16 protein-coding genes are annotated in these 25134 nt (G+C 43.2%); 6 read left to right on the forward strand and 10 right to left on the reverse strand.

What is annotated here, in order from left to right; all coding sequences use genetic code 11:
• Positions 1-56: 56 nt before the first annotated feature.
• The 3 genes from EAH55_RS10085 to EAH55_RS10095 form a co-directional block, all read right to left on the reverse strand.
• Positions 57-1835, reverse strand: coding sequence for a phospholipase D-like domain-containing protein (locus EAH55_RS10085; protein WP_121809510.1), 1779 nt, complete (start codon positions 1833-1835; stop codon positions 57-59).
• A gap of 209 nt (positions 1836-2044) precedes the next feature.
• A complete protein-coding gene (locus EAH55_RS10090; protein WP_121809511.1) occupies positions 2045-4720 on the reverse strand; it encodes a carboxypeptidase-like regulatory domain-containing protein in 2676 nt (891 codons plus the stop codon).
• Positions 4717-5643, reverse strand: a complete 927-nt coding sequence (locus tag EAH55_RS10095; protein WP_121809512.1) for a GLPGLI family protein — start codon at positions 5641-5643, stop codon at positions 4717-4719. The genes EAH55_RS10090 and EAH55_RS10095 overlap by 4 nt, the downstream gene beginning before the upstream one ends.
• A gap of 235 nt (positions 5644-5878) precedes the next feature.
• Here EAH55_RS10095 and EAH55_RS10100 point away from each other — a divergent pair, with 235 nt between their 5' ends.
• Together EAH55_RS10100 and EAH55_RS10105 are read left to right on the forward strand one after the other, a co-directional pair.
• Positions 5879-7027: a sensor histidine kinase gene (locus EAH55_RS10100; protein WP_121809513.1), complete on the forward strand. Its 1149-nt coding sequence runs from the start codon at positions 5879-5881 to the stop codon at positions 7025-7027.
• On the forward strand, positions 7024-7716 hold the full coding sequence (locus EAH55_RS10105) for a LytR/AlgR family response regulator transcription factor (RefSeq protein WP_121809514.1): 693 nt from the start codon (positions 7024-7026) through the stop codon (positions 7714-7716). Before EAH55_RS10100 ends, EAH55_RS10105 begins: the two co-directional genes overlap by 4 nt.
• 18 nt (positions 7717-7734) lie before the next feature.
• On the opposite strand, the gene EAH55_RS10110 is transcribed toward EAH55_RS10105, so the two are convergent.
• Positions 7735-8019: a hypothetical protein gene (locus tag EAH55_RS10110; RefSeq protein WP_112573979.1), complete on the reverse strand. Its 285-nt coding sequence runs from the start codon at positions 8017-8019 to the stop codon at positions 7735-7737.
• Between the two features lie 281 nt (positions 8020-8300).
• On the opposite strand from EAH55_RS10110, the gene EAH55_RS10115 reads away from it, so the two are divergent.
• Positions 8301-8702: a response regulator gene (locus tag EAH55_RS10115; protein WP_121809515.1), complete on the forward strand. Its 402-nt coding sequence runs from the start codon at positions 8301-8303 to the stop codon at positions 8700-8702.
• A gap of 179 nt (positions 8703-8881) precedes the next feature.
• On the opposite strand, the gene EAH55_RS10120 is transcribed toward EAH55_RS10115, so the two are convergent.
• The 4 genes from EAH55_RS10120 to EAH55_RS10135 form a co-directional block, all read right to left on the reverse strand.
• Positions 8882-10087, reverse strand: coding sequence for a sensor histidine kinase (locus EAH55_RS10120; protein WP_162996810.1), 1206 nt, complete (start codon positions 10085-10087; stop codon positions 8882-8884).
• 356 nt (positions 10088-10443) lie between these two features.
• A complete protein-coding gene (locus EAH55_RS10125) occupies positions 10444-11964 on the reverse strand; it encodes a RagB/SusD family nutrient uptake outer membrane protein (RefSeq protein ID WP_121809517.1) in 1521 nt (506 codons plus the stop codon).
• Positions 11965-11972: 8 nt separating this feature from the next.
• Positions 11973-15392: a TonB-dependent receptor gene (locus tag EAH55_RS10130; RefSeq protein WP_162996811.1), complete on the reverse strand. Its 3420-nt coding sequence runs from the start codon at positions 15390-15392 to the stop codon at positions 11973-11975.
• A 135-nt stretch (positions 15393-15527) separates the two neighbouring features.
• On the reverse strand, positions 15528-16700 hold the full coding sequence (locus EAH55_RS10135; RefSeq protein WP_121809518.1) for a FecR family protein: 1173 nt from the start codon (positions 16698-16700) through the stop codon (positions 15528-15530).
• A gap of 128 nt (positions 16701-16828) precedes the next feature.
• Here EAH55_RS10135 and EAH55_RS10140 point away from each other — a divergent pair, with 128 nt between their 5' ends.
• Together EAH55_RS10140 and EAH55_RS10145 are read left to right on the forward strand one after the other, a co-directional pair.
• On the forward strand, positions 16829-17413 hold the full coding sequence (locus EAH55_RS10140) for an RNA polymerase sigma factor (RefSeq protein WP_121809519.1): 585 nt from the start codon (positions 16829-16831) through the stop codon (positions 17411-17413).
• A 191-nt stretch (positions 17414-17604) separates the two neighbouring features.
• Entirely contained in the window at positions 17605-18585 is a 981-nt protein-coding gene (locus tag EAH55_RS10145) for an amidohydrolase family protein (protein ID WP_121809520.1), read from the forward strand.
• A 44-nt stretch (positions 18586-18629) separates the two neighbouring features.
• On the opposite strand, the gene EAH55_RS10150 is transcribed toward EAH55_RS10145, so the two are convergent.
• Together EAH55_RS10150 and EAH55_RS10155 are read right to left on the reverse strand one after the other, a co-directional pair.
• Complete coding sequence (locus tag EAH55_RS10150) at positions 18630-21083, reverse strand: TonB-dependent receptor domain-containing protein (protein WP_121809521.1); 2454 nt, start codon at positions 21081-21083, stop codon at positions 18630-18632.
• A 72-nt stretch (positions 21084-21155) separates the two neighbouring features.
• A complete protein-coding gene (locus EAH55_RS10155; RefSeq protein WP_121809522.1) occupies positions 21156-21959 on the reverse strand; it encodes an AraC family transcriptional regulator in 804 nt (267 codons plus the stop codon).
• A gap of 330 nt (positions 21960-22289) precedes the next feature.
• Between EAH55_RS10155 and EAH55_RS10160 the strand changes: the two genes are divergently transcribed.
• Positions 22290-25109: a sensor histidine kinase gene (locus EAH55_RS10160; RefSeq protein ID WP_162996812.1), complete on the forward strand. Its 2820-nt coding sequence runs from the start codon at positions 22290-22292 to the stop codon at positions 25107-25109.
• Positions 25110-25134 lie beyond the last annotated feature (25 nt).

Below are 25134 nucleotides of genomic sequence, written 5' to 3' on the forward strand. Positions count from 1 at the left end.
TATGATCGAAATACTTATCATAAAGGCTTCCTGCTAAAACAGGAAGCCTTTATAGTTTAGCACCATTCACTAAGTTCCCTGAGGGTTCGGGTATTTTGCAGGTAACTGTTTTGCCAGGCAGGATCACTGTTAAGCTGGCTCCATGGCTTTTTACCGGCAGCTTCCATATCATGCAAATAAGCACGCCAGCGATAATGAGCGTATGTAGATATACAGGCAACCGCGTAATGTTTTGCCAGCGCTTTATTTCCTGTAATTACAACAAAATTTTCGTCATTTGCCTGGCTGGCGCTTGATGAGAAATTGTGAGAGCCGGTAACAACAATCGGGTTATCAGTAAAAGCATCTATAACAATCATTTTGGCGTGTGTAATTGCGAAGCCTATTTTACTTAAAAATATGTTCCGGGTAACTTCACCAACCCAAAAGCTAAAATCATTCCCGATCCCTTCCGGCTGAACCAGGTTGGTGGTATAAGGCATGTCCTTGGTTTCGTCCAGGAGCCTGAAGTTTTCCCGATTGCTGGCAATTACCGTACTCACAACACCGCGTATATACATCCCATCTTGTGCTGCCTTTTTTACGATACTTGTCAAAGGTTCACCGCCGGGCTGAAACATAACATACAGGATGGATTCTTTTGCATTGTTAACCAAATTCTGCAGATATTTGATATCAACCGGGGTTGTTTTTTTTGCAGCCTTCTCTGTCCTGGTGAACCATGCGCTTACATTACCGATAGTTTTGGGAGTATTGCCATTGAAAGTCACCAGGTCTGATGTAAAGGCGCTTCCGGCTTGTTTTAGCTTTTTCCAATAATCGTAATATAAACCGGCTACAGCAGCATCTTTTAACAGGATGCCATTATTTAATTGAGTGCAGAGCCCGGTAGGCGACCAATTGGTGCTGCCAGTCCAGGCAGACACTGCCTTATCCGTACGGTTATCAACGGTGATGAGTATTTTGTTGTGGCCCAGGCCTTCTTTAGCCAGCAATCTGTCTGATACGTTTACACCGGCCAACTTTAGATCAGCGCGTACATCTTCGTTTTCATCGACAAAAGCGGTATGACCATCAATTGTTTTTGTATTTGCACCGTCAGACAGGACGATGTGCGCCCTTGGGCCTATTTGTTTCAGTTTATCTATCAGTTCTGTATCCGACAATTCGAAGAGTGCGGCATGAATATCCAGAAACGGATCTTGTATTACGGTATTCAGCAGCTTGAGCAGTGCAATCCGTAATTCTCCGGATAAAAAGATCCGTAACGGTTCCTGGATCAATCTAACGTTATTAGAAATATCATTAGCAGTCCATTTTTTTTCGCGGGCTATTCTGGCCACATACTGCGACATCACCGCGCCCCGGTTAAAATAAACTTCGATATCATCACCCGCGGCCGCGTTTACATCGATTTGAGCCGTCCATGAAGATTTCGCAATTACCTGTAGTTTGGTTTCCCCAAGCACTGTATTTGCTTTCTTCCCCAGGCATGAAACGCGATAACGGACGCTATCGTTATTGTTTGCACCATGTTCTGTCCAACTGTATCGTTGAAATGGCCAGATAGAAGATGGTTGGGAGAGCGATTCAGGTTTTTCAGGATCAACGTTAGCAGAGTCAAACCCAACACGGTTTCGAAGGATCTCTGTTTTTCCCCACTTATTTTTAGTTTTTCTTTGTCTTTCAATCATAAAGCCTAAACAGCCTTCTACCGGGCTGTCGGTATTCATGTTGTCAAGTGTACGCCAGGTGAGCTGAACGTCATCGCAGTTGTTACAGGCAGTAACCTTGATGTGGATATCTGCAGGTTTTTTAAGTGATAAAGTCGCCATAGTGATAAATTTAAGGTTGCAGGAATTGGTTGATATAAATATACCCAAAGATGTGTTAAGCGTGTTTAAATAATATAAACAATTATTAGTAAAAAATGCCTTAACTATTTGATTGACTGGGTTGTACTTTGGAAGTAGTGACGCCGCTCCGAGCCGACAGGTTTGAGGGAATTGATTGCATGGCCGATCTCAATAAATTGAACAAAACATTATAGATTAAACATCACCTTTAACAGTATAATCCTGCCCGGCAAAGTATAGGAACTCGCTGTTAACGTATTGGCCGTTAGGTAAAGCGCATCATAGGTTTTTACATTCAGGAAGTTGACGGCACTCAGCTCCAGGTCGGTTTTCCATTTTTCTACCCGTAGTCTTGCGGAAGCATCTGCGAAAAAGTATTTTAGATCGGGGTTGCCGCGCTGGCGGGTAAAATAATGCTCGCCCGATAATTTGAATTGTAAATTGGTTGTTGGGCTATAGTTGATAAATGCCTGCTGAAGCAATTGGTTAATATGATACGCCGATGCCACTGCCGCCGAATGACTATCGGTTTGCGTAAAAATAGCCTTGTAGCTAAAGTTTACCTGCTCATCTACTTTGGTATTGGCACTTATGTTAACGGTTTCTGATGTGGTGTTGAAAGGCAAAAGTGAATTATTCTGAATCTGTACCGATCTGTTGCTTTGCCATTGGACGCCGGCACCAAAAGTAGTTTTTAACGCGAAGGAATATTTACTAACTGTACCGCTCGCCGCCCAGGAATCGGTGCTGTTTGGGGAGGGGAGTACCATGCGCTGCTGCAAGTTATTGGTGATCATATAAGAAGCGATATTATTGGAAGCGATATGATTGTATTGCGCGTTCAGGCTGGCGAAAAACAGAGTGAGTGCTTTTCGGTAGTTGAAGCCCAAGGCTGCTTGTTGGTTCTGCCGTTCGGTTAGGGCGGCGTTATTGGCGTAAAGCGTCCGGTAATCTTTCAATATGTAGCCCTGGTACATATCTGTTATAGCGCCTGTTTCGTTGCGATAGCTGTATAGGAACGTTAGGTAGTTTTCAAGGCCTGTTTGATACTTTACTCTTAATTGCGGATTGAAATACAACCGTGTCAAACTTTTTTGCAGCGCATATAATGTATCCGAATAGTTGATCTGCTGCAGGCTTACCGGTAGTGTCAGGTTTACTTTAAGGATTTCGCCCGGCAGGTCATAAGCTGCTTCGGCATACAGTTTTTTCCGGCTCCAGCTTAAATGATTGATTGAACTGTCCGATTCCAGGTTCACCGTATTGTTAGTCTGCACAACGTTCAGGTTTGACGTTAACGTTTGCGATTGTATATTGAATCCTGTCCGGAAACTTTGCGTGATGAGATTTGATGGTATTTTGAAGGATATGTAGTTATTGGTAAACCACGTGGGCACATTTACATTTTGCAACAGCCGGGCGTAGGGTACATTGTTATTGAATGTCGCTGCATTATAATTGGGTTCGATAGCCCTGTTCTCTGGCTCGGATGAATGACTGATATATGAATAGGCTTCGATGATATTGCCTGATCGCATTGATTTGATCAGGTTAAATTCATTGGAAAAACTCAGCGCGTTGTCCCTGAATACCTGGTTTACCATGTTGCCATTGGTATTGAGGCTCGAATAATTGGTAGACCGGTTATTATCCAATAACAGCACATTATTCAGGTAATACTTATCCCGGTTGATATTCAATGTAAATTGGGTATGCAACAAATCGGGCTGAAAACGGTTGCGTTGGGTTTCATCATAGCGCACGGTGTCGCCGGGCAAGTAGATAGTGGTGTGCTGGCTATAGTCCTGCCGCCGGGTATCATGTAAATACCATGCGTTGATTTTAAGTTGGACACTCTTCTTAAAGTTGACAAGGTTATTCAGATTGAGAAGACCGGAGCGGTCGAACAAATACCTGTCGCGTGATAAGGCCGGATCATTCACCGAACCAAGCGATAGCACGGTTGGTGGTACGTTGTTATCTATCCGGTTTACGTAATCGGCAAAATTGTGCGATACCAGGTCCTCCTGCAAATCGTTGCCCGTGTTGTTGCCTTTGATGTAATTAATAGCCTTGTACTTATCCTTAAACATCATGGCGTTAAGGTTTATATCGTAATTGCCGGGTAAGCCTGCACCAACACTTTCCTGCCCAACCATTTGTAGCTTAGCCCCTTTTTTTATGCTGAGGTTTAGCGCTACATCGTCGCTTACTACCTTATTCTGAAGTACTTTAACCGGTTGATGATTTTGGATCACTTGTACCTGGTCTACCACGCCCTGCGGAATAGTGCCGGTAGCGATATTATATTTATCATCCAACAGGTTATCGCCGCCGATGTACAGGTTGGAGATAGGTTTATTGTTGTAGCTGATCTTGCCATCGGCTGCAACCGTTATGCCCGGCAGCTTTTTGATCACATCGCCTATAACCCTGTCCTGCACGCTGCTGAAATCTGATACCTTATAACTGAGGGTGTCGCCGCTTGTGCGCAATACCGGCCGGCTGCTTTTGATCACTACTGCCTGTAACTGGTTGATAGAGGGCGACAAGGTAAAATCTACAGATGCTTGTACATCTGTAATACTTTTGCTCTGATTTTTATAGCCTATGCAACGTACTTCTATCACCAGGCTGCTCACCGGTACATTGACCGGGAGCAGCAAAGTATACGCACCTTTTACATCAGAAATAGCATACGTTATTATACCGTTGTTGGTCGAGTTTTTTAGGTTGACGGTAGCATAAGACACAACCTTGCCGGTGCTGTCTTTCACTATCCCCTTAATACTTTGACCAAAGCCTGGAGCCGAAAACAGTAAGGCCACAACCGGCAACAGTACAGCTTTTATAAATCGGCTCATTTCTTTTCAGGTAATTCGATGGGGTTATTGATTACAGGCTGCGGACCTATCCTGATGTCAATTTTGGGTGCAGGCCTACCCTGGCTTGCGGCCTGGGCAGCGGCCATCGACTGCGCAAAAGCATTAGGGTCTTTACGCATGGCTTCCTGCAGGTTGGCAAACTCCTTTTCGGTAGTTTTGATGGCCTTGGTCGGCATCTGGATAATATTGGGATCGCTGGCTTCTTCGTCCATGCCTATCATGACTGCCATTCGTCCCTGGTTACCCGGCGCCTGGCTGGTTGGCTGGTCATCCTTTTTTGCCGAGATCACCGCTTTCTCAATTCCGTCAAACTTAAAATCAACCTCTTTTTTGGTATCGTAAGCTTCTACAATTACTCCCGGTAAGCCATTGAGTTTCCATGGGCCTATGTGTAATGGCAAGTCGGGGCTGAACCAGGCCGTATAATCCCGCCCTTTGAAATGAGCCGTAGCTTTTTGGCAGTGCAAGCCGCCAAAAGTTGCTGTATCGCCGCTTATTTTCCAGTCTATCGGGGGTAGTACATCTGTTATCAGATAATTATTGAATAGCAGCGGCTCTTTCCTTGCCAATTTTTTACCATTTGGGAATTGATAATATTCCGTGCCTGAACCTGACGCCTTCCGCTGGATGTTTATATGCCCATCTGCCGAGTTAGCCATTTGTTCCTGCACTTGTTTCCTGAATAGCGCATCCTGTAGTTGCTTGTCATAACTCTTGTAAGCTCCAGCGCTTTTACCCACAATTAAAACCATGTTTTCGGTGAAGGGGTGTTCGCGGTTGGTGGTATCGCGGATGTGGGAAAACTTGTAATGCACCAATAATTGAGCGGTATCAGGCTTTTGCGCCCGGGCCATGATGGCACATGATAAAAGGGCGGCACTTAATAGAAATTGCTTTTTCATAATTTCGGATATTTTTAAGCAATACTACTTTGCGCTTTAAACCCGCCAAAAACATTGTGATGAACCACTTATTCGCCCGGGTGTAAAATGGATATTTGTTATTTGAGGTGCTACCCAAAACAAGTCGTCGGCGGTTTCGTGTCCGGATTTCAAAAAATGCAGGTTTATCCATCAAATCACTATATTAACATCAATAATTTATAAATGAGCAGGGTGGTAATATACCTTTGACCTTATGCGCCGCATTAAAGCCAAATACATTATTGAAATACTGATCCACCTGGCGTTCTGGATTGGGGTTTACTATACGCTGAACTCATTAACCAGTTCAACAATCAGCGTACGTGTAAACCACAACGGGAATATCATGGAAAAAAGAGCGGTGGATACCATTTTTCCCTATTCGCGCTTCACTCTTGTTTTTTTGATCCTGCTGTTTTATAGTAACATATTCTGGGTGTTTAAAAAGGCGCTCCATTATAAAAGTATGGTTGCGGGTATTGCCATAGCTTTGGGATGGTTTATATTGATCTTTGTTGCGAATTATATTTTCGTCGGATCTAAGCTAAGTAGTAACCTTCCGATTGGGCCGCCAATACCCGATTTTCCAGGGGCTAAGGATAGTCACGACCATCTTATTTCAAACCGTACCTCCATTTTTGCCCTGGGCAACTGGGTGCACATGCAGCTCACAATGCTGCTAATCTTTTTTACTACAGCCGGGCTGTCGATAGCTTATTTCTTTTTAAAGGAATGGGCACGCAATGAACTGGCGCGAAATCAACTGCAGGCCTATCAGCTGAGCACCGAGATTAAGTTCCTCAAATCACAGATCAATCCGCATTTTTTGTTCAATACGCTTAATAATTTGTTTTCGATGGCGCAGGAAAAAGGGAATGATGAACTTGCCGATGGGATCTCCAAACTTTCGGGCATGATGCGTTATATGATCTATGATAGCAATGCGGGCGGTGTGCCGCTCAGCAAGGAGATAGCCTATCTGGAAGATTGTATCACACTTAATAAACTGCGTTATGCCGATGATGAGGTAAGCGTATTATTTGATCATCCTGCACAAACCGGAAATATCACCATAGCACCAATGCTGTTTATTCCCTTTGTAGAAAATGCCTTTAAACATGGCGTTGCTATTGGCCATACATCTGATATTTATATAGCTATTTTGTTTTCAGATAATAGGTTGATTTTTACCTGTACCAATCCTAAATACGCGGCCGTAAAAAAGATGGAAGATGAAAAGAGTGGGATAGGTCTTGAAAATGTAAAACGGCGGCTTGATCTGCTATATCCGGATAGGCATAACCTGCAGATAAATGAAGATGAGGGGAAATATATTGTTAAACTTGAAATTGACCTGGAATGATATCCTGTATTGCCATTGATGATGAACCCAAAGCGCTGGAAGTGATTGAACGTTATTGCCACAAAACCAGCCTGGTTGATTTAAAGGCCACCTTCCGTGAGCCGGTAAAGGCAATTGAGTTTTTGAACCGCGAGAAGATAGATCTCATTTTCCTGGACATTAACATGCCGGATATCAGCGGAATGCAGTTGGTGCAAACCTTATCGCCCAGGCCAATGATCATTTTTACAACTGCCTACAGCCATTATGCGGTAGAAAGTTACGACCTCAACGCGCTCGATTACCTGCTTAAACCCATCACTTTTGAGCGTTATCTTGCGGCAATAAATAAAGCTGTAAGCAAACAGCCGTCAAAAAATAATGCAGGTAATGAGGATGAGCAAACCGTTTTTATCAAAAGCGGGCCGCAAACGTACCAGGTTAAGGTAGGGGACATCTTATACCTGGAAAAAGACGGCAACTACATTACCATTCATTTGAAGGACAGAAATATCCTTATCCGCGAAAACATGGGAGATATTTTTGATCTTGTACCGGCAACAGATTTTTTGCGGGTGCACAAATCATATGTAGTGGCCATTAAACATATAGCCATGATCGAAGTACATCAACTTATCATCAATGGCGAAAAAATCCCCATCGGCAGTACTTATCGTGATCTTTTACGCAGCAGATTGGGGCTTAAATAATATCTTTTGAGGACAGCATTAAGAACCCGACTTCCAGATCTTGAAACTGTTTTCGTAAACGCCTTCAGCATCACGAATGATCAGCGAAAGGTGCTCCTTGCGTACCGGGAAATGCTGATCAACAGATTGGTAGATGTGCTGAAGCAGGCTACCCAGCTTATGCTCTACTTCAAAACGGGAAATTGATACAACAATTTGGTTGGCAACTGCAGTAACGGTTCCGCCTGCTGCCAGCTGGCTTTTGATCAGGTGGGCTACAGCCGAACTGAGATCGGCTATTTGGGAAAGCTCTAATGGATTCATCTTCGGAAGCTATAACAATAAATAATCAACCTTGTTTTAACCAGTGAATACTCACAAATAAATCTATGTGTTTGATTATATATATGCAACAATTAATTAGTTTATGACCCGGTAATTAAATTAACAGACCGTTGTTTATTTTTTCATATGCCAAAGAAATCATATCTTGTACCCGTTCAGTTGTAAAAATATTATGCTGGTAATACCGGCAGTTTAAATAAAGCCGGAGCCGTACATGGTTCGGGCGACCTAAGCATCTACTAAATTACCGGAGGAACAACATGAATTATACTAAACCTGAAAGGGTTCTGGTTATTGATGACGAATCTATTAACAATTTTATAGCTCAGTCTATACTCAAAAAATACTATCCCGATATTAATGTTAAGTGTTGCCTGAGTGCCCAGGAGGGCCTTGATTTTTTACATAAACTTAAAGCGGATGGTAACTCATTACCCGAATACATTTTTCTGGATCTTAACATGCGTGTAATGGATGGCTGGGATTTTCTCGACGAATATATCGCGTCGGGCTATTCTCCTGAAGGTACCCGGATTGTTATTTTAAGCTCATCGGTATTTAAACATGACGCTGATCGCGCTATGGCATATAATGTGGTTTTTGATTTTATAAGCAAGCCACTATCGCCAGAACATCTGCATAAATTATTTAATGCGGAGTAATTAATGGCGTACGTGTTTGCTAAGAACACGATAGGAATACTGTCTGTATCATATCCCGATAGTAAGCGAATCTCTGTTTTTAATCTTTATTTCGGGAAGTGATAGATAAGAAGTCTTTCATCTCTTAGTGTACAATGGAAGGGATTGGGGCGGAATTGCACGCTGATTATCCGACCGCTCTAAATTGCAGTAAGCGTTTCGCTCGTCCCTGTTTTAATGGTTTCCCGTTGGTGTAAAGGAAACTCTACAAAAAATGTGGTACCACTTTTAGGATGGCATTCAAACCATATTTTTCCTTCAAGCGCTTCGGTAAACTGTTTACATAGCACAAGACCAAGGCCTGCGCCTTTCTCATTGCCTGTTCCCGGTACAGATCCTGAATTTAAATTGAAGATATCATCCGATAATTGAACCGGCTGTCCGTTTCCGCTATCGCTTACAGCTATCCTGCATATGCCATTTTCGGAGGCGGTAGTAACAGTTATGGTTCCGCCCGGAGCGGTGAATTTAATGGCATTGTTAACCAGGTTCCTGATAATCAGTTGAACCATATCTCCATTCGCAATAATTTCAGAAAGCGGATCAAGTGCCATCTGAAATGTGATCTTCTTTCGTTGTGCTATTGGTTGAAAAATAAGCAGATGCGAAGAAAGCAATGCGGAAACATTAACAACAGTCCTTGTAAATTTGATCCCATCCATTTGGTTCTTCGACCAGGAAAGTACATTATTAAGCAAATCTAATGTCCCCCTGGTTGAAAGGAGCAGCTGTTCCTCTATCTCTGATCTTTCCTCCATACTCAGGTTGATTTGGGAAAGAAGCTCGAGGTAGTTTTGAATGTTTGAAAGGGGCGCCCGCAAATCATGCGAGATGATAGATAGCAATTTATTCTTCTCATCATTAAGCACTTTCATTTCGGCCGTTTTTTCTTCTGCAGATTGCTTCTCAATTTCATAATTCCTTCTTATTACGTAAAACGTAAATAAGATAACTCCTACCACAGTGACATATGCTGAACTAAGATCAACATATCGGTCAAGTTTCCTGGTGTAGGTAAACGGCACCCAGTTACCATGTTGGTATTGAAGATAATGCAATGCCAAAAGGATCAGGATATTACTTGTCACTGCAATCCAATACCGTTTAACGGGTACAACAGCAACCATGATAACCATCACCAGTACAAAGAAAAGATCTGTTGGGCCATCTACACCGGAGTTTAGAAAGTAGTTGACGGTAAACAGAACAAGACTTGTAGAGCAAAATATAAAGATGCCTATACCGGTATACGCTTTGATCCTGGACGCGAGATAGAGAACAATAACAATCAGTAGAGTCCCCGCGCTTATAAAAGCGATGTCAGGAAGGCCTACAAAAAAATTCAAGGGAATGTTATAGACAAGGGCAAGAACGCATATCAGGCAGATGGAGTGAAAAATCCGGGTTGTTAGCGGCAAATCCTTTCCATTCCCAACCAGGCGGGACCAAATCCCTGAAATTTTATCAAAAACTACCAACCTGCAAATGTATAATTGTAACTATCGTAAAAAACACGCTTCGGAATGCTAAAACGGGTTAATTATACGAATTTAAAACTATTATGTTTAAAATTTTGTTTGCCGGAGCTTGGTATTGAACTTGGATTTAGCGGTGTCGCTAACTTTTACAAAGGATGTCGACGAAATATTTTAGTGTTAATAAAAAAGCAGCGGTGAGTTTGCCGCTGCTTTTTAAAACAAGATTATTTATAATCGGGGTTTTGTATCAATACACCCCCGCTCTTATCAATTTCTGTTTGAGGGAGTGGCCAGTGGTAAAACTTATCCTCAAAATGATAATTAATGAGGGTTGATTTTACCGCGTTAAGCACCGGACCGGCAATGTGCCATCTTAACAAATCGTAATGGCGCAAGCCTTCAAAAGCAAGCTCAACACGGCGTTCATGCCTGATGCGTTCGCGCATCTGATCTTTAGTGTAACCGGTCGGATAGGCAGGCATATTTACACGTGCGCGCAAATCGGCCATCGCTTTATAAACTGTCGCGTCAGGGCCTGCAATCTCATTTTGTGCTTCCGCATACATCAGCATTACTTCGCCTAAACGTAATATAACTGCATCCTGTTGGCTAAGGGTGGAGAAACCATAAGGGATATTGTTAGGCTCGAGGAACTTGATAATGCCGTAGCCTGTAGGCCTTAAGTTTGAAGGATGATGAACTTTGCCGGGGCCAAAATAAACCGAATCAGCATATACGGTTTTAGCAAGCCTTGGGTCGCGGTTATTAAACTGGTTTTTAGTATCAGTCAATGGCGAAGTACCATACGGTTGACCATCAGTACACTCGTAGGCATCTACCATATTTTGCATTGGCGCGCAGGCATCCCAGTCGCCATAATACATATCCCATGGAGCTGTATTGTTTGGTGCCAGGAAGTTAACCGAAAACATGATCTCGGTGTTGTTTTTCTGGGTAGCATCTCTGAAGATATCCTCAAAATTGGTACTCAATTTGTATTGGCCCATCAAGTCGAGGCAAAGGTCGCGTACTTGGGTTAGCATGGTAGCGTCAGCGGTACCGGTGTTACCGAAAGCCGCAAATAATAATACCCTTGCCTTTAAAGCTTTGGCAGATGATGCCGCGGCATGGCCACCGTTAGCGTAATAAGCGTTGCTGCTCAAATTAGCAATGCCATAATCAAGGTCTGCAGTGATTTGGGCGAGTACTTGCGCAGCAGGCACTTTAGGTTGCTTTTGGTTGCTCAGGTCAAGCGGCTGTACTACCAGCGGCACATCTCCATAAATACTATATAGCTGGAAGTAAAGAAATGCACGGATAAACCTTACTTCGCCTTCGTAAATTTTACGCTGGCTATCAGAAATATCCGCGCCTTTGTAACCGCCTAAGTTTTGCAGAAACAGATTTACCCTTGCAATGCCAACATAGCTGTCGTTATAAATAGCAGTTTCGTAACCGCCGGTTGTAGGGTTAAAATTACCCTGTACAAAATCTTTAGCAGCTCCCGAATTGAACTGGTTATAGCCGTTATCGGTAAACCCATCCCTAAAGCCCATGCCGTAGGAAAATTCTTCGGTTTGAAGTGAAGCGTAAACAGCTGCTAAAGCTGCATCAAAATCCGCCTTTGTTTTATAGAAAGTTGAGGTGGCGATCTGGTCGTTAGGATTAAGGTCCAGCGCCTTTTTACATGCGCCTAAAAACAGCGATGTAATTAATATGATGGTTATTATAATTCGATTTTTCATGGGGCTAATTAAAAGGAAACGTTCAAACCAAAAGAGTAGATTTTATTTTGCGGGTACTGCACCTGGTCGCCGCTGCCGTAACGTTCAGGATCAAGGCCTTTAAACTTGGTAATGGTTAACAAGTTATCGCCTGCAAAATAAACCCTTAACCTGTTGATACCTATCTTTTTGGTAAGCTGCGACGGAAGGGTATAACCAAACACGAGGTTTTTAAGTCTTAAGTATGATGCATCCTGCAGGAAATATGAAGACCGGCGACCGATTTTATCAGGTGCACTTTGGCCGAAATAAAGGCGTGGCATAGTGGTTGAAGGATGCTCTGGTGTCCAGGCGTTCAGCCAATCTGTAGTTGGCGATGATCCCTGTACAAAAGGTATAGTACCCCAGCCAGACACGTATGATTTAACGCCGTAAACGCCCTGCATCATGGCCGACAAATCAAAACCTTTAAAGCTGGCCGATAGGTTAAATGAGTAATTTAATTTTGGATAAACACCGCCAATAATTGTTCTGTCATTCTGGTCAATTTTGCCGTCACCGTTTACGTCTTTGTATTTTAAATCGCCTGGTAGCGTAGAGTCAGAGAACTGTTTAGGAGAGTTAGCTACTTCTTGTGCCGACTGGAATATGCCGACAACCTGCAACATATAGAATGAATTCCATGGCTGTCCGTTTTGGTTAATGGTATAGTCGCCAATTTCGGTCTGACCAAATTTTACCAGTTTGTTCCTGTTATGATCAACGTTTGCGCCTACATTAAAGGCTAAACCTCTTAAAGCACCGTCAGTTATTACGTTATTGTATGATATGCCAAGCTCAATACCACGGTTATTCACCGAACCGTCATTAATAGTAGGTGCGCTTAAGCCAACAGCCGCTGTAACCTGGGCCTGTCTTAAAATATCAGATGTTGTTTTGTTATACCAATCGGCAGTTAAGTTAAAGTTTTTGAAAACGGTAACATCCAGGCCAATATCAGTCATGGTGGTAGTTTCCCATTTAATGGCCGGGTTGTTCAGGTTTTGCTGAGCTACACCGGTTACCAATGTTGAATTGTCAAAAGAATAGTTACCGGTGAAATTCAGTAAGGCCTGATATGGATAATTGGCGCCGTAGCCATTAATAACTATATTCTGATTACCCAATTGTCCCCATGACCCTCTTAGTTTGAAGTTATCCAGCCAGGTTAAATTCATAGCTTTTACAAAAGGCTCTTCTGTAACACGCCAGCCCGCCGAAAACGATGGAAACACGCCCCATTTGTTTTTGCCGGCAAATTTTGAACTTCCGTCATCGCGCACGTTAGCCTCTAACAGGTAACGGCCCAGATAATCATAATTTAAACGGCCGAAGTACGACATTAAAGCCCATTGATTGCTGCTGCCATAAGCATTTTGTATGTCCGAACCGCCTGCATTCAACTCCTGCAGATCAAGGTCTGGAAAGTTTTTGCGGTAGCCCTGCAGGTATTGATATTTACTTTGCTCAATACTGTAGCCAACTTGTGCCTTAAGGTTATGCCCATGAAAGTTGTGTGCGTAGTTTAAATAACTGAATAAGTTGGTGTATACGGTTTGCTCATCCTGATCGGTTAAACCTTTACCAAGGTCAAGCGAGGTAGCCAGTTGATTTGTTTTGAAGTTGTACTCATCAAGGGTAGCTTTAAAATCCTTGTACTTATTCATGTTAAAGTTTACCGCACCTTTGGTATACCATGAAAAGTCTTTGTTAAACTGAACTTCAAACCAGCCCTGGGCATTTACCGCATAATCGTTAGTGATCCTCCTAAAGTTTTGATCCAGTACGGCTATAGGATTTTTGTTGTTGTACTCAAAGTCGTAAGCTTTGTAGGTGTAATGTCCGCTGCCATCAGTCAGGTAAGGCCCGTAAGTAGGAGCCTGTGACATAGCCGAAAGGAAAAGGTCCATAGATGAACCGTCCCATTGGCTTGGCGATGAAGGGTTACCGGCTACAGCGCCCCTGGTACCCGATTTTAGCAATACGTTAGTACCAAATTTGATATGATCATTGATTTTTGAAGTTAGGTTGATACGCGCGCTATATCTTTTGTAATCAAATCCCCGCTCAATACCATCCTGATCAACATAGCCTAATGATACATTGTAAGTGGTTTTTTCGCTGCCGCCGCTAAAAGTCAGGTTGTGGTTTTGTGTTACCGCTGTCCTGAAGATGAGGCTTAACCAATCGGTATTCGGGTAATGCAGCCTGTCGGTACTGGTGCGGTAAAGGTCGATCTGATCTTGCGGATAAAGTGAACCCGGATCTGTTGTACCGCTGTTGATACGGGCCTGGTTAAACATCTCCATATATTGGGCAGAGTTGGTTACCAGTTTAAACATTTTAGTAGGACTGTTGTAGCCTAAATTACCATCATAAGTAACAGACATTTGGCCGGCTTTACCTTGTTTGGTTGTCACCAATACTACACCGTTTGCGGCCCTTGAACCATATATGGAAGCCGAAGCTGCGTCTTTCAAAACAGATATGTTATCAATATCAGTTGGGTTAAGATCAGCAAAGTTACCCGGAACACCATCAATCAACACCAATGGATCTGAACCTGCACCGCTAAACGTGCTGTTACCGCGGATGCGGATAGATACAGCCTCGTTTCCCGGCTCGCCAGAACCTGTGTTTACCTGTACACCCGGAGCTAAACCCTCAAGCATCGACGCTGTATTCACTACCGGGCGTTTATTCAGTGTTTCGCCGGTTACCGTTGCTACGGCACCTGTAAGGTTTACCTTCTTTTGTGTACCGTAACCAACCACCACAATTTCGTTAAGTGCCGATGTTTGTTCTTTAAGTACCACATCAATTTTGGTTTGGTTACCAACCGTTATCTCCTGGTTAACAAAGCCTACAAATGAGTAAACCAGTACGGCGTTATTATCCACAGTAATGCTATAATTACCGTCGATATTGGTTTGCGCACCTGTGTTGCTGCCTTTAACCTTTATGGTTACTCCCGGTAAAGGGGCGCCTTTCTGATCTTTTACCGTACCTGTAACTGTTATCACCTGTGCCGGTTTCTTTTCGGCGGGTTTGGGGGTGACCACAATGGTAGTATTGTTAATGACATAACTAAAAGGCTGATCGCGGAAACACTCGCGCAATACCTCTTCAAGTGCTGCATCTTTAAAGTCTACACTTACCGGCAAAGCCTTTTTTAGCATTTTGGTGTTATAAAGCACGCTATAACCGCTTTGCCTGTGGATGTCCTTAAGCGTTTCCACCAGCGAAGCGTTATTTTTACTTAGGCTTATCCTTTGTGCAAATGTGGTTGAGGCACTTACCTGAAGTATCGAAACCAGACACAAAAAGAACGACAATTTCATGATCAGAAATATTTTTGATACAGCACGGGGTATCTGCCCGCGCTTTAATGCAGTAGAATTTTTGTACATTTGAATGTTAGGTTAAATAATTGGTTGTGAGAAAAATGATCGTTAACTGACCTGATTTGCTACCCGTAGCATTGTGCCAGGGGCGGTGCGAACGCTCCTGGCCATCTTTAAGGATAGCATTATGTAAGTAGCTGATTACTTCATAATGATAACCCTCCTTCCTTCAATTTTGTAATGGATACTGCCGGTTAGCTTAATGTTATCAAGCAACTCTTTAATATCCTTGTATTTTGATATAGTACCACCAAATTCATTTTCCTGAACCTGGGCATCCTGATATTCAACATCCACATCGTACCAGCGGCTTACCTGCTTCATGATGTTCACAATACTTTGATCATGAAATACAAAAAAGCCGTTTATCCACGCCATGTTTGCTTCAACATCGGCCTTTTGTACTTTTATTGATGAACCGTTTTGATTTACACTGCCTTGCTGACCCGGTAAAAGCATTACTGCCGCCAGGCCTTTGCTCATTTTAACCGATCCCTCAAGCAATGTGGTGGTGATTTCCTGGTTATCGTTATAAGCATTAATGTTAAAGTGGGTGCCAAATACCTGCACCTGCGTACCATTAGCCTTAACTATAAATGGATGGGCCTTATCTTTTGCAACCTCAAAATAGGCTTCGCCGGTCAATTCAACTTCGCGGTTGGTTCCGTTAAAAAACTCCGGGAACCTGATTGATGAAGCCGCGTTGAGCAGCACTTTGGTGCCATCTGCCAATATAACCTGGTATTGGCCGCCACGGGGGGTGGTAATGGTATTGATTTCAGGAATATCTTTTTGCCCCTTTTCGCCAGCTTTTCTGTCGAATTTATAAACTACTACTCCATTACTTGTTTTATTTACTTTCACCCCGGATTGATTTGCCAGTGCTCCATTTTTTGCGTCATCGAGTACAATCTGCGATCCATTGGCTAAGGTGAGGTAGGCCTTGTTGCTGCCCGGAACAATAGGTTTTGGGTGTTTATTTGCTGTCAGGTTTACATTACCAGTTTCCTGATTTTTTTTAGCAGGGATAAAAAGCAATCCTGCTGATAAAGCCACCAGTAAAACTGCCGCTATTTGCAACCACCAGCTTTTATAAATTTTGTGTTTGCTTATTGATACTACTTTGCGGTTTTGGTTTAGGCGTTGCCATATACGGGCGCGTACATCGGTTTCATTAGCATCTTCATCATCCCAACCTTCTTCGGCCAATAGCATTTCATCGCGGTATGTATCCAATAGCTGTTTTTCAGCATCGGTACATTGGCCGCTCATGTATTTCTCATACAGTGCCAGGAACTCGTCTTTGGTTATCATTAGGTTGTAATTGCAGGTTTATATGGTGTTAGTGTAAATTTCATGCGGGCACACACATACATTTTTTGATTTTTTTTTACAGGCTGTCTTAAGTGTTGAATTATTCCTAATTTTATCCGACCAGTTATATGCACAATACCCCTGTTAGTGATCCGGAGCTTTGGCTTGCCGTGCGTAACGACGATGAGCATGCGTTTGCTATGCTTTTTGACCGTTATTGGGTGAGGTTGTATAAAACTGCCCTCAGATACCTGAAAGACCGCGAGCAAAGCGAAGAGGCAGTACATGATGTTTTCCTGAATATTTGGGAACGCCGCGGTCAACTGGAAATAGAATCTGTTCCTAATTTTTTATTATCGGCCATTCGCTACCAGGTTTACAACCGTATGCGTGCCGCGAAGCCACCAGTAACCTTAGAACTTGGCGACCTGGAAATGAGCAACCTGCCAGATTATAATCAGGGCGATTTCCGTATCAAAAACCAGGAATTGTTACAGGAGCTAAGTCAGTACCTGGAAAAACTACCTAAACGCTGCCAGGAAATATTTTATATGAGCCGTATGGACAACCTGAGCAATCAGGAAATAGCCGGCCGCCTCGGAATATCCAAACGAACCGTCGAAAACCAGATAACCATGGCCTTAAAACATCTGCGGACCTGCTTTAAACAAGTTTCGACTATACTTTGCCTATATTATATGTTTTTTAAATAGTAAGCGCATAACATTGCGCGGTACTCCTTGTTTGTTTTCCGGTAATTGTTCAATTCTATATAGATTATATTGCTCATAATCTATTTTGAACAGTGTGTTATACCGTGAATTGTGCTATTAATCTCGTTAATTGTCCATTGATGGTCAACACGCGCTGTATTTACTTTGTATTGATTTAAATACTTGTGAAAATGAGAATAGTAACCATAGAAGAGCATGTTTCATTTCCGGAGATGAGCGGATTTTTGCCGGCTGATATACTTAGTAAAAGACGACATTCGAGCGCAGCAGCACAGATGATGCCCAAGCTGGCCGACATCTCCGGCGAACGTTTAACCTCGATGGATCAATGCGGCATTTCTATGCAGGTGCTTTCAGTCGAAAACACAGATGTAAATTTATTAGATAGTACTGCTGCACCATATTTTGCCACAAAATACAATAACATGCTGGCCGAAAAGATCAGCGATCACCGCGGGCGTTTTACTGCATTTGCCCACCTTCCGATGACCGCGCCGATGGCTGCCGCAGATGAATTGGAACGTACGGTAAATGATTTAGGTTTCCGAGGTGCAATGATCAGAGGCCTTACCAACGGCGAATTTCTGGATACACCTAAATTTGCGCCAATATTTGAAAAAGCCGAAAAACTTGACGTTCCAATCTACATTCATCCGGGACTGCCGCCGCAAACAGTACTGGACGCATACTATAGTAATGTTGGCGGTAAAACAGGAGCGTTTGAGGCGATAGCTTGCTGGGGATGGGGCTGGCATTCTGAAACGGCTGTTCACGTACTTCGGCTTTTAGCAGCAGGTACATTTGATAAGTATCCGAAGCTAAAGGTTGTCATTGGCCACATGGGTGAAATGCTGCCTATGATGTGGGTGCGGTCAAATCGCGCTTTTCAACCGGGTAACGGGGCAGCGAATCAGCGTACACTGGAGGATACTTTTCGTGAGCAGTTGTATATTACCACAAGCGGCTTTTTTACACAACCACCATTGCAACTGGCCCTGGATACTATCGGTATTGACAACATTATCCTATCGGTAGATTACCCCTTTAGCAGTAACCAGATGGGTATTGATTTTTTGAATGAAATACAGCTACCGCCTGATCAGGTAGCAAAAATTGCACATGGGAATGCCGAAAAACTTCTTGGACTTTAAGTTAAACAGATTTACATCGGGCTATGTTTGCTGATTATGAAACACTAAAACTCCCGGTCGTTCAATTCGCTGTTAGGTAATTTTAGCTTGCTGGTAAAACGGTTGAGGTTAAAACTCAGGTTGATCAATAACATATTGGTTTCATAGATGTAATTAGTAGTTGTATAGAAGTCGGTACCCGAAGTGGTGATCCGTTGTTTGGCCGCGTTAAAAATGTCGATATTTTGCCAAAGCAATGATGCCGCCAAACGGCCGTTCATAAAAGTTTTCTTTACCGAAGTATTAGGGATAAAATACCGGGAATCTTCGCCCTGGGCGGTAGGACGCTTAGAAAGGTAGTTAAAGTTAGCCTGCGCGCTCCAGGTTTTACTAAACAGGAAAGCTGTGTTCATATTCAATGTATAGGCCCAGCGCCGGTTGTTAACGATAAAAGGCTCATCAAGAATGCGGATATCGCCGCTGATATGATAATTATAAGCGTTGGCGCCTATGTATAAGCTCCACCATTTCTTTAGTTGCAGGTTAGTGCCCATTTCTACGCCTATTTGGGTGGCTGCGCCTGCATTGGTATAAACCCGGTTCAGTATGGTATCAGCATAAACACTGTTAAGGCGCTGTATCGGGTTTTTGATATGCTGATAATAGCCGGTTAAAAAAAACGTGCCCGATTTAAAGCTATGTGTTAAACCCAGTTCTGCCTGGTCAATAAATTCTGGTAGCAGATCTGGGTCACCTTCTTCCAGCGTTTCCGAATGCTCACGCTCGGGGATAGGGTTCAGCTCCAGGTTGGTGGTACGGTTAATGCGTCTGCTGTAATCGGCCTTAAGCTTCCAACCCTCGCTTAAATTATACTGTATCAATACAGAGCGGAACAGGTTTGACAAATTGAGCCGGTGTACCATTGGATCATAGGAAAGGGTAACAGACCGGGTGGCATATTCATATCGCAGGCCTCCGTTATATTCCCATTGGCCGGATTTACCTGTATACTGACTATAAACAGCGTTGATAACATTTTTGGCATGAAGGCTGCCCTGAAACTTGGCCGCGTCTGGCTGCGAAGTGGGAGGAGTAACTAAATAATCAAACTGCCCGTCCTGCGTATCATACCTTAGCTGGTAACCGCTTTCCAACTTGCCTTTTCCTATGGGCAAGCTATGATCCAACGTTAAGCGATAGCCCGTGATAGGGCGTTTGTAAGGGTTATATACATATTGGATGGTATCGGCTGTGTTGGGATAATGCTGGTTCCGGTTTTTGGTGTTGCCGTAAAGATCTGCGTGTTCATAAACCATACCCGCAGCCAAGGTTGACTTATCCTGAAAAGTATGCGTATAATCCAAGTTGGCCAGGGCAAAGCTACCCTCTTTTGTTTGGAGGTTGGAATTATAATAGGTTGTATTTTTAATAAGCGCGTTATTGCTCAGGTTTGATGTAGTGTTGTGATAGAGCAGATCTGCAACACGGTCCTGGTAACGTTGACCCAGGAACAGGCCTCCCGAGAAAACATTGGCCGCGTCTGCCGTGAAGTTGATGGATGCGCGACCGGCATAATTGTACTTTTTGAAACTGCGTTCGCCGGTTGAAGGGACGCGAGTGATAGTGCCTGCAGCAAAGTTTTTGGTGTAAACATCACCTTCGCGATACCCGGCATTGTCGTTGCGGTTATAGTTACCACCTACCGAAATATCCCATTTGCCTTTGCGGTAATTCAGGGTGGCATCGGCCCCAAATCGTAAAGGTTTACGCGTATTACCGAAATCGCCGGTACTGGGTAAACCACCCTGTACGTTGGTGGCCAGTGTTACGCCATCTATAGCCCCTTTTTTGGTGATGATATTGAGAATACCGCCACGCCCGTCGGGATCGTATTTGGCCGATGGGGAAGTTATCACTTCAATATTCGCTATCGAATTAGCCGGTATTTGCGAAAGCACGGTTTGCGCATCGATAATAACTGGTTTGCCATTTACAAGCACCATAAAGCTTTCTGAACCTCGCATGCTGATGTTCCCTTCGCCATTAACAGATACCGATGGCAGGTTTTTGATCACATCAATAGCCGAGCCACCGCGGGCTGCCTCAAACTGACCGGCTCTGTAAACCTGCCTGTCAATTTTATTAACAGCATTTACCTGCTGTCCCCTCACATTTACTTCGTTCAGCAGTTTACTGGCCGGTTGTAAAAGCACGTCGCCGAGATTGAGTTGCTGGCCTTGAGTTAGGCGGATATCTGTTTTGATTATGTCACGGTAGCCGATAAATGCAATTTTTAAGCGATAAGTTCCGGCTGCTATTTTGCCGAATTCGAATACGCCGTTGGCTTTGGTAACCGTGCCCGCCACCAGGACCGAATCGCCGGAATGGATCATGGCAACGCTCGCATATTCTATGGGCTGATGATTTTGACTATCCAATACCCTGCCTTTTAGCTGGGCGGTTTGTGCGAGAAGGAGTACCGGGCTGCAAAGCAGAAAAAAAGCAAACAGTTGTTTCATGGCTGATTCTTGCCCAAAAATACCCTGACGTTTGCAGGGTGCGCGGTAGTATTGCAGCCTTATACGGTATATTTAGTGCCTGGACTGTGATAATTCGCGGTATGCCCCCGGGGTAAGGTTAGTATTGGTTTTAAAAAACTTAACAAAGTGGGAGGTATCGGTGAAATGCAATACATGCGCAATCTCTTTGATCGGGTGATCTGTGGCCGATAATAAGGTTTTAGCCTCCAGCAGCAGGCGTTCAGTCAGCATCATCGACGGGGTTTTGCCGTTGGCTTCGCGGCAAACCTGGATGAGCTGGTGTGTGGATACATTCAGTTCATCTGCATAATCTTTCACATTTTTTGCCCCAGCATCAGTATTATGTAACAGGCTCTTGAACTGATAATATAAGGCGTTTGCGGGCGGCTTTGGGCCCTTGCCAGAAAGTGCGGCGGTTTTTTCCAGGAGCAGGCGCATATAAGCCATTAGTACCGGGATCTCTGTTTGGGTTTGCGCGTATTCTTCATGAAATAAGGCCAGTAACTGCATATAAGCGCGGCTGTCCTGCAAATCTATCAGAATATTTAGCTGGTAAACCAGTGCCAGTAGCTGCGCGTCCAACAACTCCTCCTTAAACAATACCACATAACCTTTGGGGATCCGGGTAAAATTCCAGCAATGCGTTTGCCCTGGTTTCAGGAAAAATATCATGGGCGGGTTTACCTCGTATATAATATCATCTATTACGTGTTCGCCTGCCCCGTCGCTCAAAACAATCAGCTCAAAATACCCGGCGTGTTTGTGCGGCACGGTAGGTTTAATCACTTCCTTAAAAGGACTGATCTTTAAAATCTGCTCCTGGCCAATCTTTGATTTAAAAGGTAATATGCTCATGTCTGCTCAAAAATAAGCAACGTATTAAGATCTTCACCGCTTGTGTAGGGTAACTTTTTCGTGTTTGATAGTACTGTTATATCCACTGTATAAAATATCAGCCTGAACCATATCAATTAATATTACGTTTAGACAGATTATATATAATTATAATAGGGAAGGAGCTTACTTATTTGCATGGCATTTCTTTCTATATTTATCAGTTGATATAATTGACAGGGTTATATATTCTGTATAGTTGTATAATGTTTAAAAAGTACCGATAGTAAATCGATACAAATAATAAAAATGCCGCTAAAAAGCTTTTTTTTTAAATTCTTAGTAATAACGTTGTTTTTATTCCCGTGGCGGGTATATGCCGATACGCCCTACCAGGTAGTTTACCTTAAAAACTACAACGCTACGGAGGGCTTGCTCAGTTCGAGGGTTAATTATATCATGCAAGACAGCCGGGGTTTTATCTGGATAGCCACAGATAAGGGCGTAAGCAGGTTTGATGGTCAGCATTTCAAAAATTTCACATCGGCCGATGGCCTGGAAAGCAACGAGTGCTTCCGGATAGCCGAAGACAATTATCGCCGGATCTTTTTTTACTGCAGTAATTATAAGGTTTGTTATTATGAAAACGGGCTTATACATAAGGTTAACTCATCTCAGAAGGTACTTGTATTACCTTTTGCCAATTTCTTTTTTAACCGTTATAATGAGCTTTGTGTAAATTACAGGCTAACTACTAAAGTATATCACTTTGACGAGCTAAAATCAAAAAGGCATACCCTCCGACACCTAAGCGGGTATATTTATGGCTCGGACGGAGAAGAGATTATCCTATCTGAAAATGACCTTGATATGCTCGAAAAAGAGCTGTCGGAAGGCCAGCTAAACTATGAAACAGCTAATAACAATACCAGGCCTTACAGATTAGCTATTGAACAAAATCACCTGTTATTGATAACTAAAGACTGGGTGCATGTTTATCAGTATGAAAGAAGCGGGATCATTCCTCTTGAGAAATTCTCCTTTACCGGTAACGTGACCTCAGTTTATCTCACCGGGAAACACACCTTTGCCGTTACCACGGTAAAACAAGGAACATATATTATAGACTATATCACCGGCGAACGAAGAAACTATTTGAATAATCATATCACTACCTCAACCCTTATCGACAGAGAAAATAATTTATGGTTTGGCAGTTATGATAAAGGCTTTTTTTTAAGCACCAATCCCGAAGTAAAGGTTATTGATCAGGAAAGCGGTTTGGCAAATGAAGATGCTTTAAAATTGGGCATCGCGGGAGGCTACCTTTTTGCCGGGCATGTTTTAAGCACGCTGAGTTATATAAAACTTGACGCTAATCCGAGGCCGCCGATAGGCACTATATCCTTAAATCAAAACCGGTCGGACTTTAACCGGATCACCAATCTGCTTACCATTCCGGGTAACAGGCTCCTTATTGGCACAGATAACGGCATATTCGGATTAGATGTTTCCAAAAATAACCCGTCATCATGGCACCCCGAAAACTATTTTTTCGGCCCAATAAAAGGAATTGAGCAGCGGCCTGATACAGTGTATTTTATTTCACAAAACGCAGTTGTTGCATTGTCAAAGCAGTTCAAACGTATAAAAGGTTACAGATTTAAACCAGTACGCATGACATCCCTTGCCTGGTTTGACAACAAGCTGCTGATAGGTTCACTTTACGGGTTGTATCGGTTAAAGCCAACCACCAATGATATTTATTATGTGCGGGTATTAGCCAATAAAGGGATAAATGCTGTTAAATGCCTGGCCGCAAATGATAAGGCATATGCAGTAGGTACCGAAGCCCAGGGCTTATTTTTATTTGCCGGGGAAAGAACGATTCAATTTAACTCGCCTTTGATCTCTTCGGGCGATATCCGTAGGCTGGTATGGACGGATGCTAACACCTTGTGGGCTTGTACGGCAAATGGGGTAAGTGTTATTAGCTTCAGTAACAATTATCACGATTACAAGGTAAGCCTGATTAATACCAGTAACGGGCTTCCGTCAGATAATGTGGCCGATGTAGTAAAATACGGTCTTAATTATTATATAGCGACAGACAGGGGCATAGCAGTTACTCAAAACCTGGGGAACAGGCACCTGCCCAAACCGGTACTGATTAATGACGGGGCGCCCGGAGCTCAAAATAATTTTACTTACGGCCAGCCGGTTGTGTTTAATTGCGTTGCCTTATCCTACAAAAGCATGGGCAAAATACAATACCGGTTCAGGCTAAAAGGTGTTGATAAAAATTGGAGTGTTGCACCTACCGGCGAAAAAAGGTTTGACCTGTTGCCTCCGGGAAACTATGAGCTGGAAGCAGTGGCGGCCGACCGTTTCAACCAATTGAGCTCTTCGCTTATTTTTCAGTTTACGGTGATGCCTTTATGGTATCAGCAGGTATGGCTCCAGGCCCTGGCTGTTATCAGCGCGATAGTTATAGTGTTTTTGCTGGTACGTAAATACTATCTGTCTATTATCGGCTTACAAAAAAAGGATTATGAAAACGAGCTTGCCCTGCAACGTGAACGTCAGCGGATTAGTAGTGAAGTACATGACGATTTGGGGGCAAGTATCTCCGGTATTAAGTTACGAACCGAGCTGTTGAGCCGGAAGGTAGCCGATCAACCCGACTTTCAGGAAATAGATGGCATTCATGAGGCTATTACGGATATATCTACCCAGATGAGGCTGATTATCTGGAGCCTTGACCCGGAAAACGATGAGGTAAGTAACCTGGCCAACTTTATTCATAAGCAAGCTATTAAGATATTTGAATTCAGTAATGTAAGCTTTCATGAAAACACCTCGGTTGGGGAAACTGTAACTATTATCAGTGGCGAGAAGAGGCGGCAGATATACCTGCTTGTGAAAGAAGTTTTAAATAATATTGTTAAGCATTCCAAGGCGCGAAACGCCTATTTGACAATCAACCTTTATAAGGAACGGCTGCATATCAGCATCCGTGATGATGGCCGCGGTTTTGATCCGGATATTCGTAAGCATGAAACCATGGGGCTCCGTAACATTCATGCGCGTGCAAAAAGGTTAAATGCAGAGTTGAAAATTGATACGGCCCCCCGAAAAGGTACATCCGTAAGCATTAAACTAAGCCTTTAACTACCCCATAATAGGTATAACGAAA

The organism is Mucilaginibacter kameinonensis (assembly GCF_003675385.1).
Classification (GTDB): Bacteria; Bacteroidota; Bacteroidia; order Sphingobacteriales; family Sphingobacteriaceae; genus Mucilaginibacter; species Mucilaginibacter kameinonensis.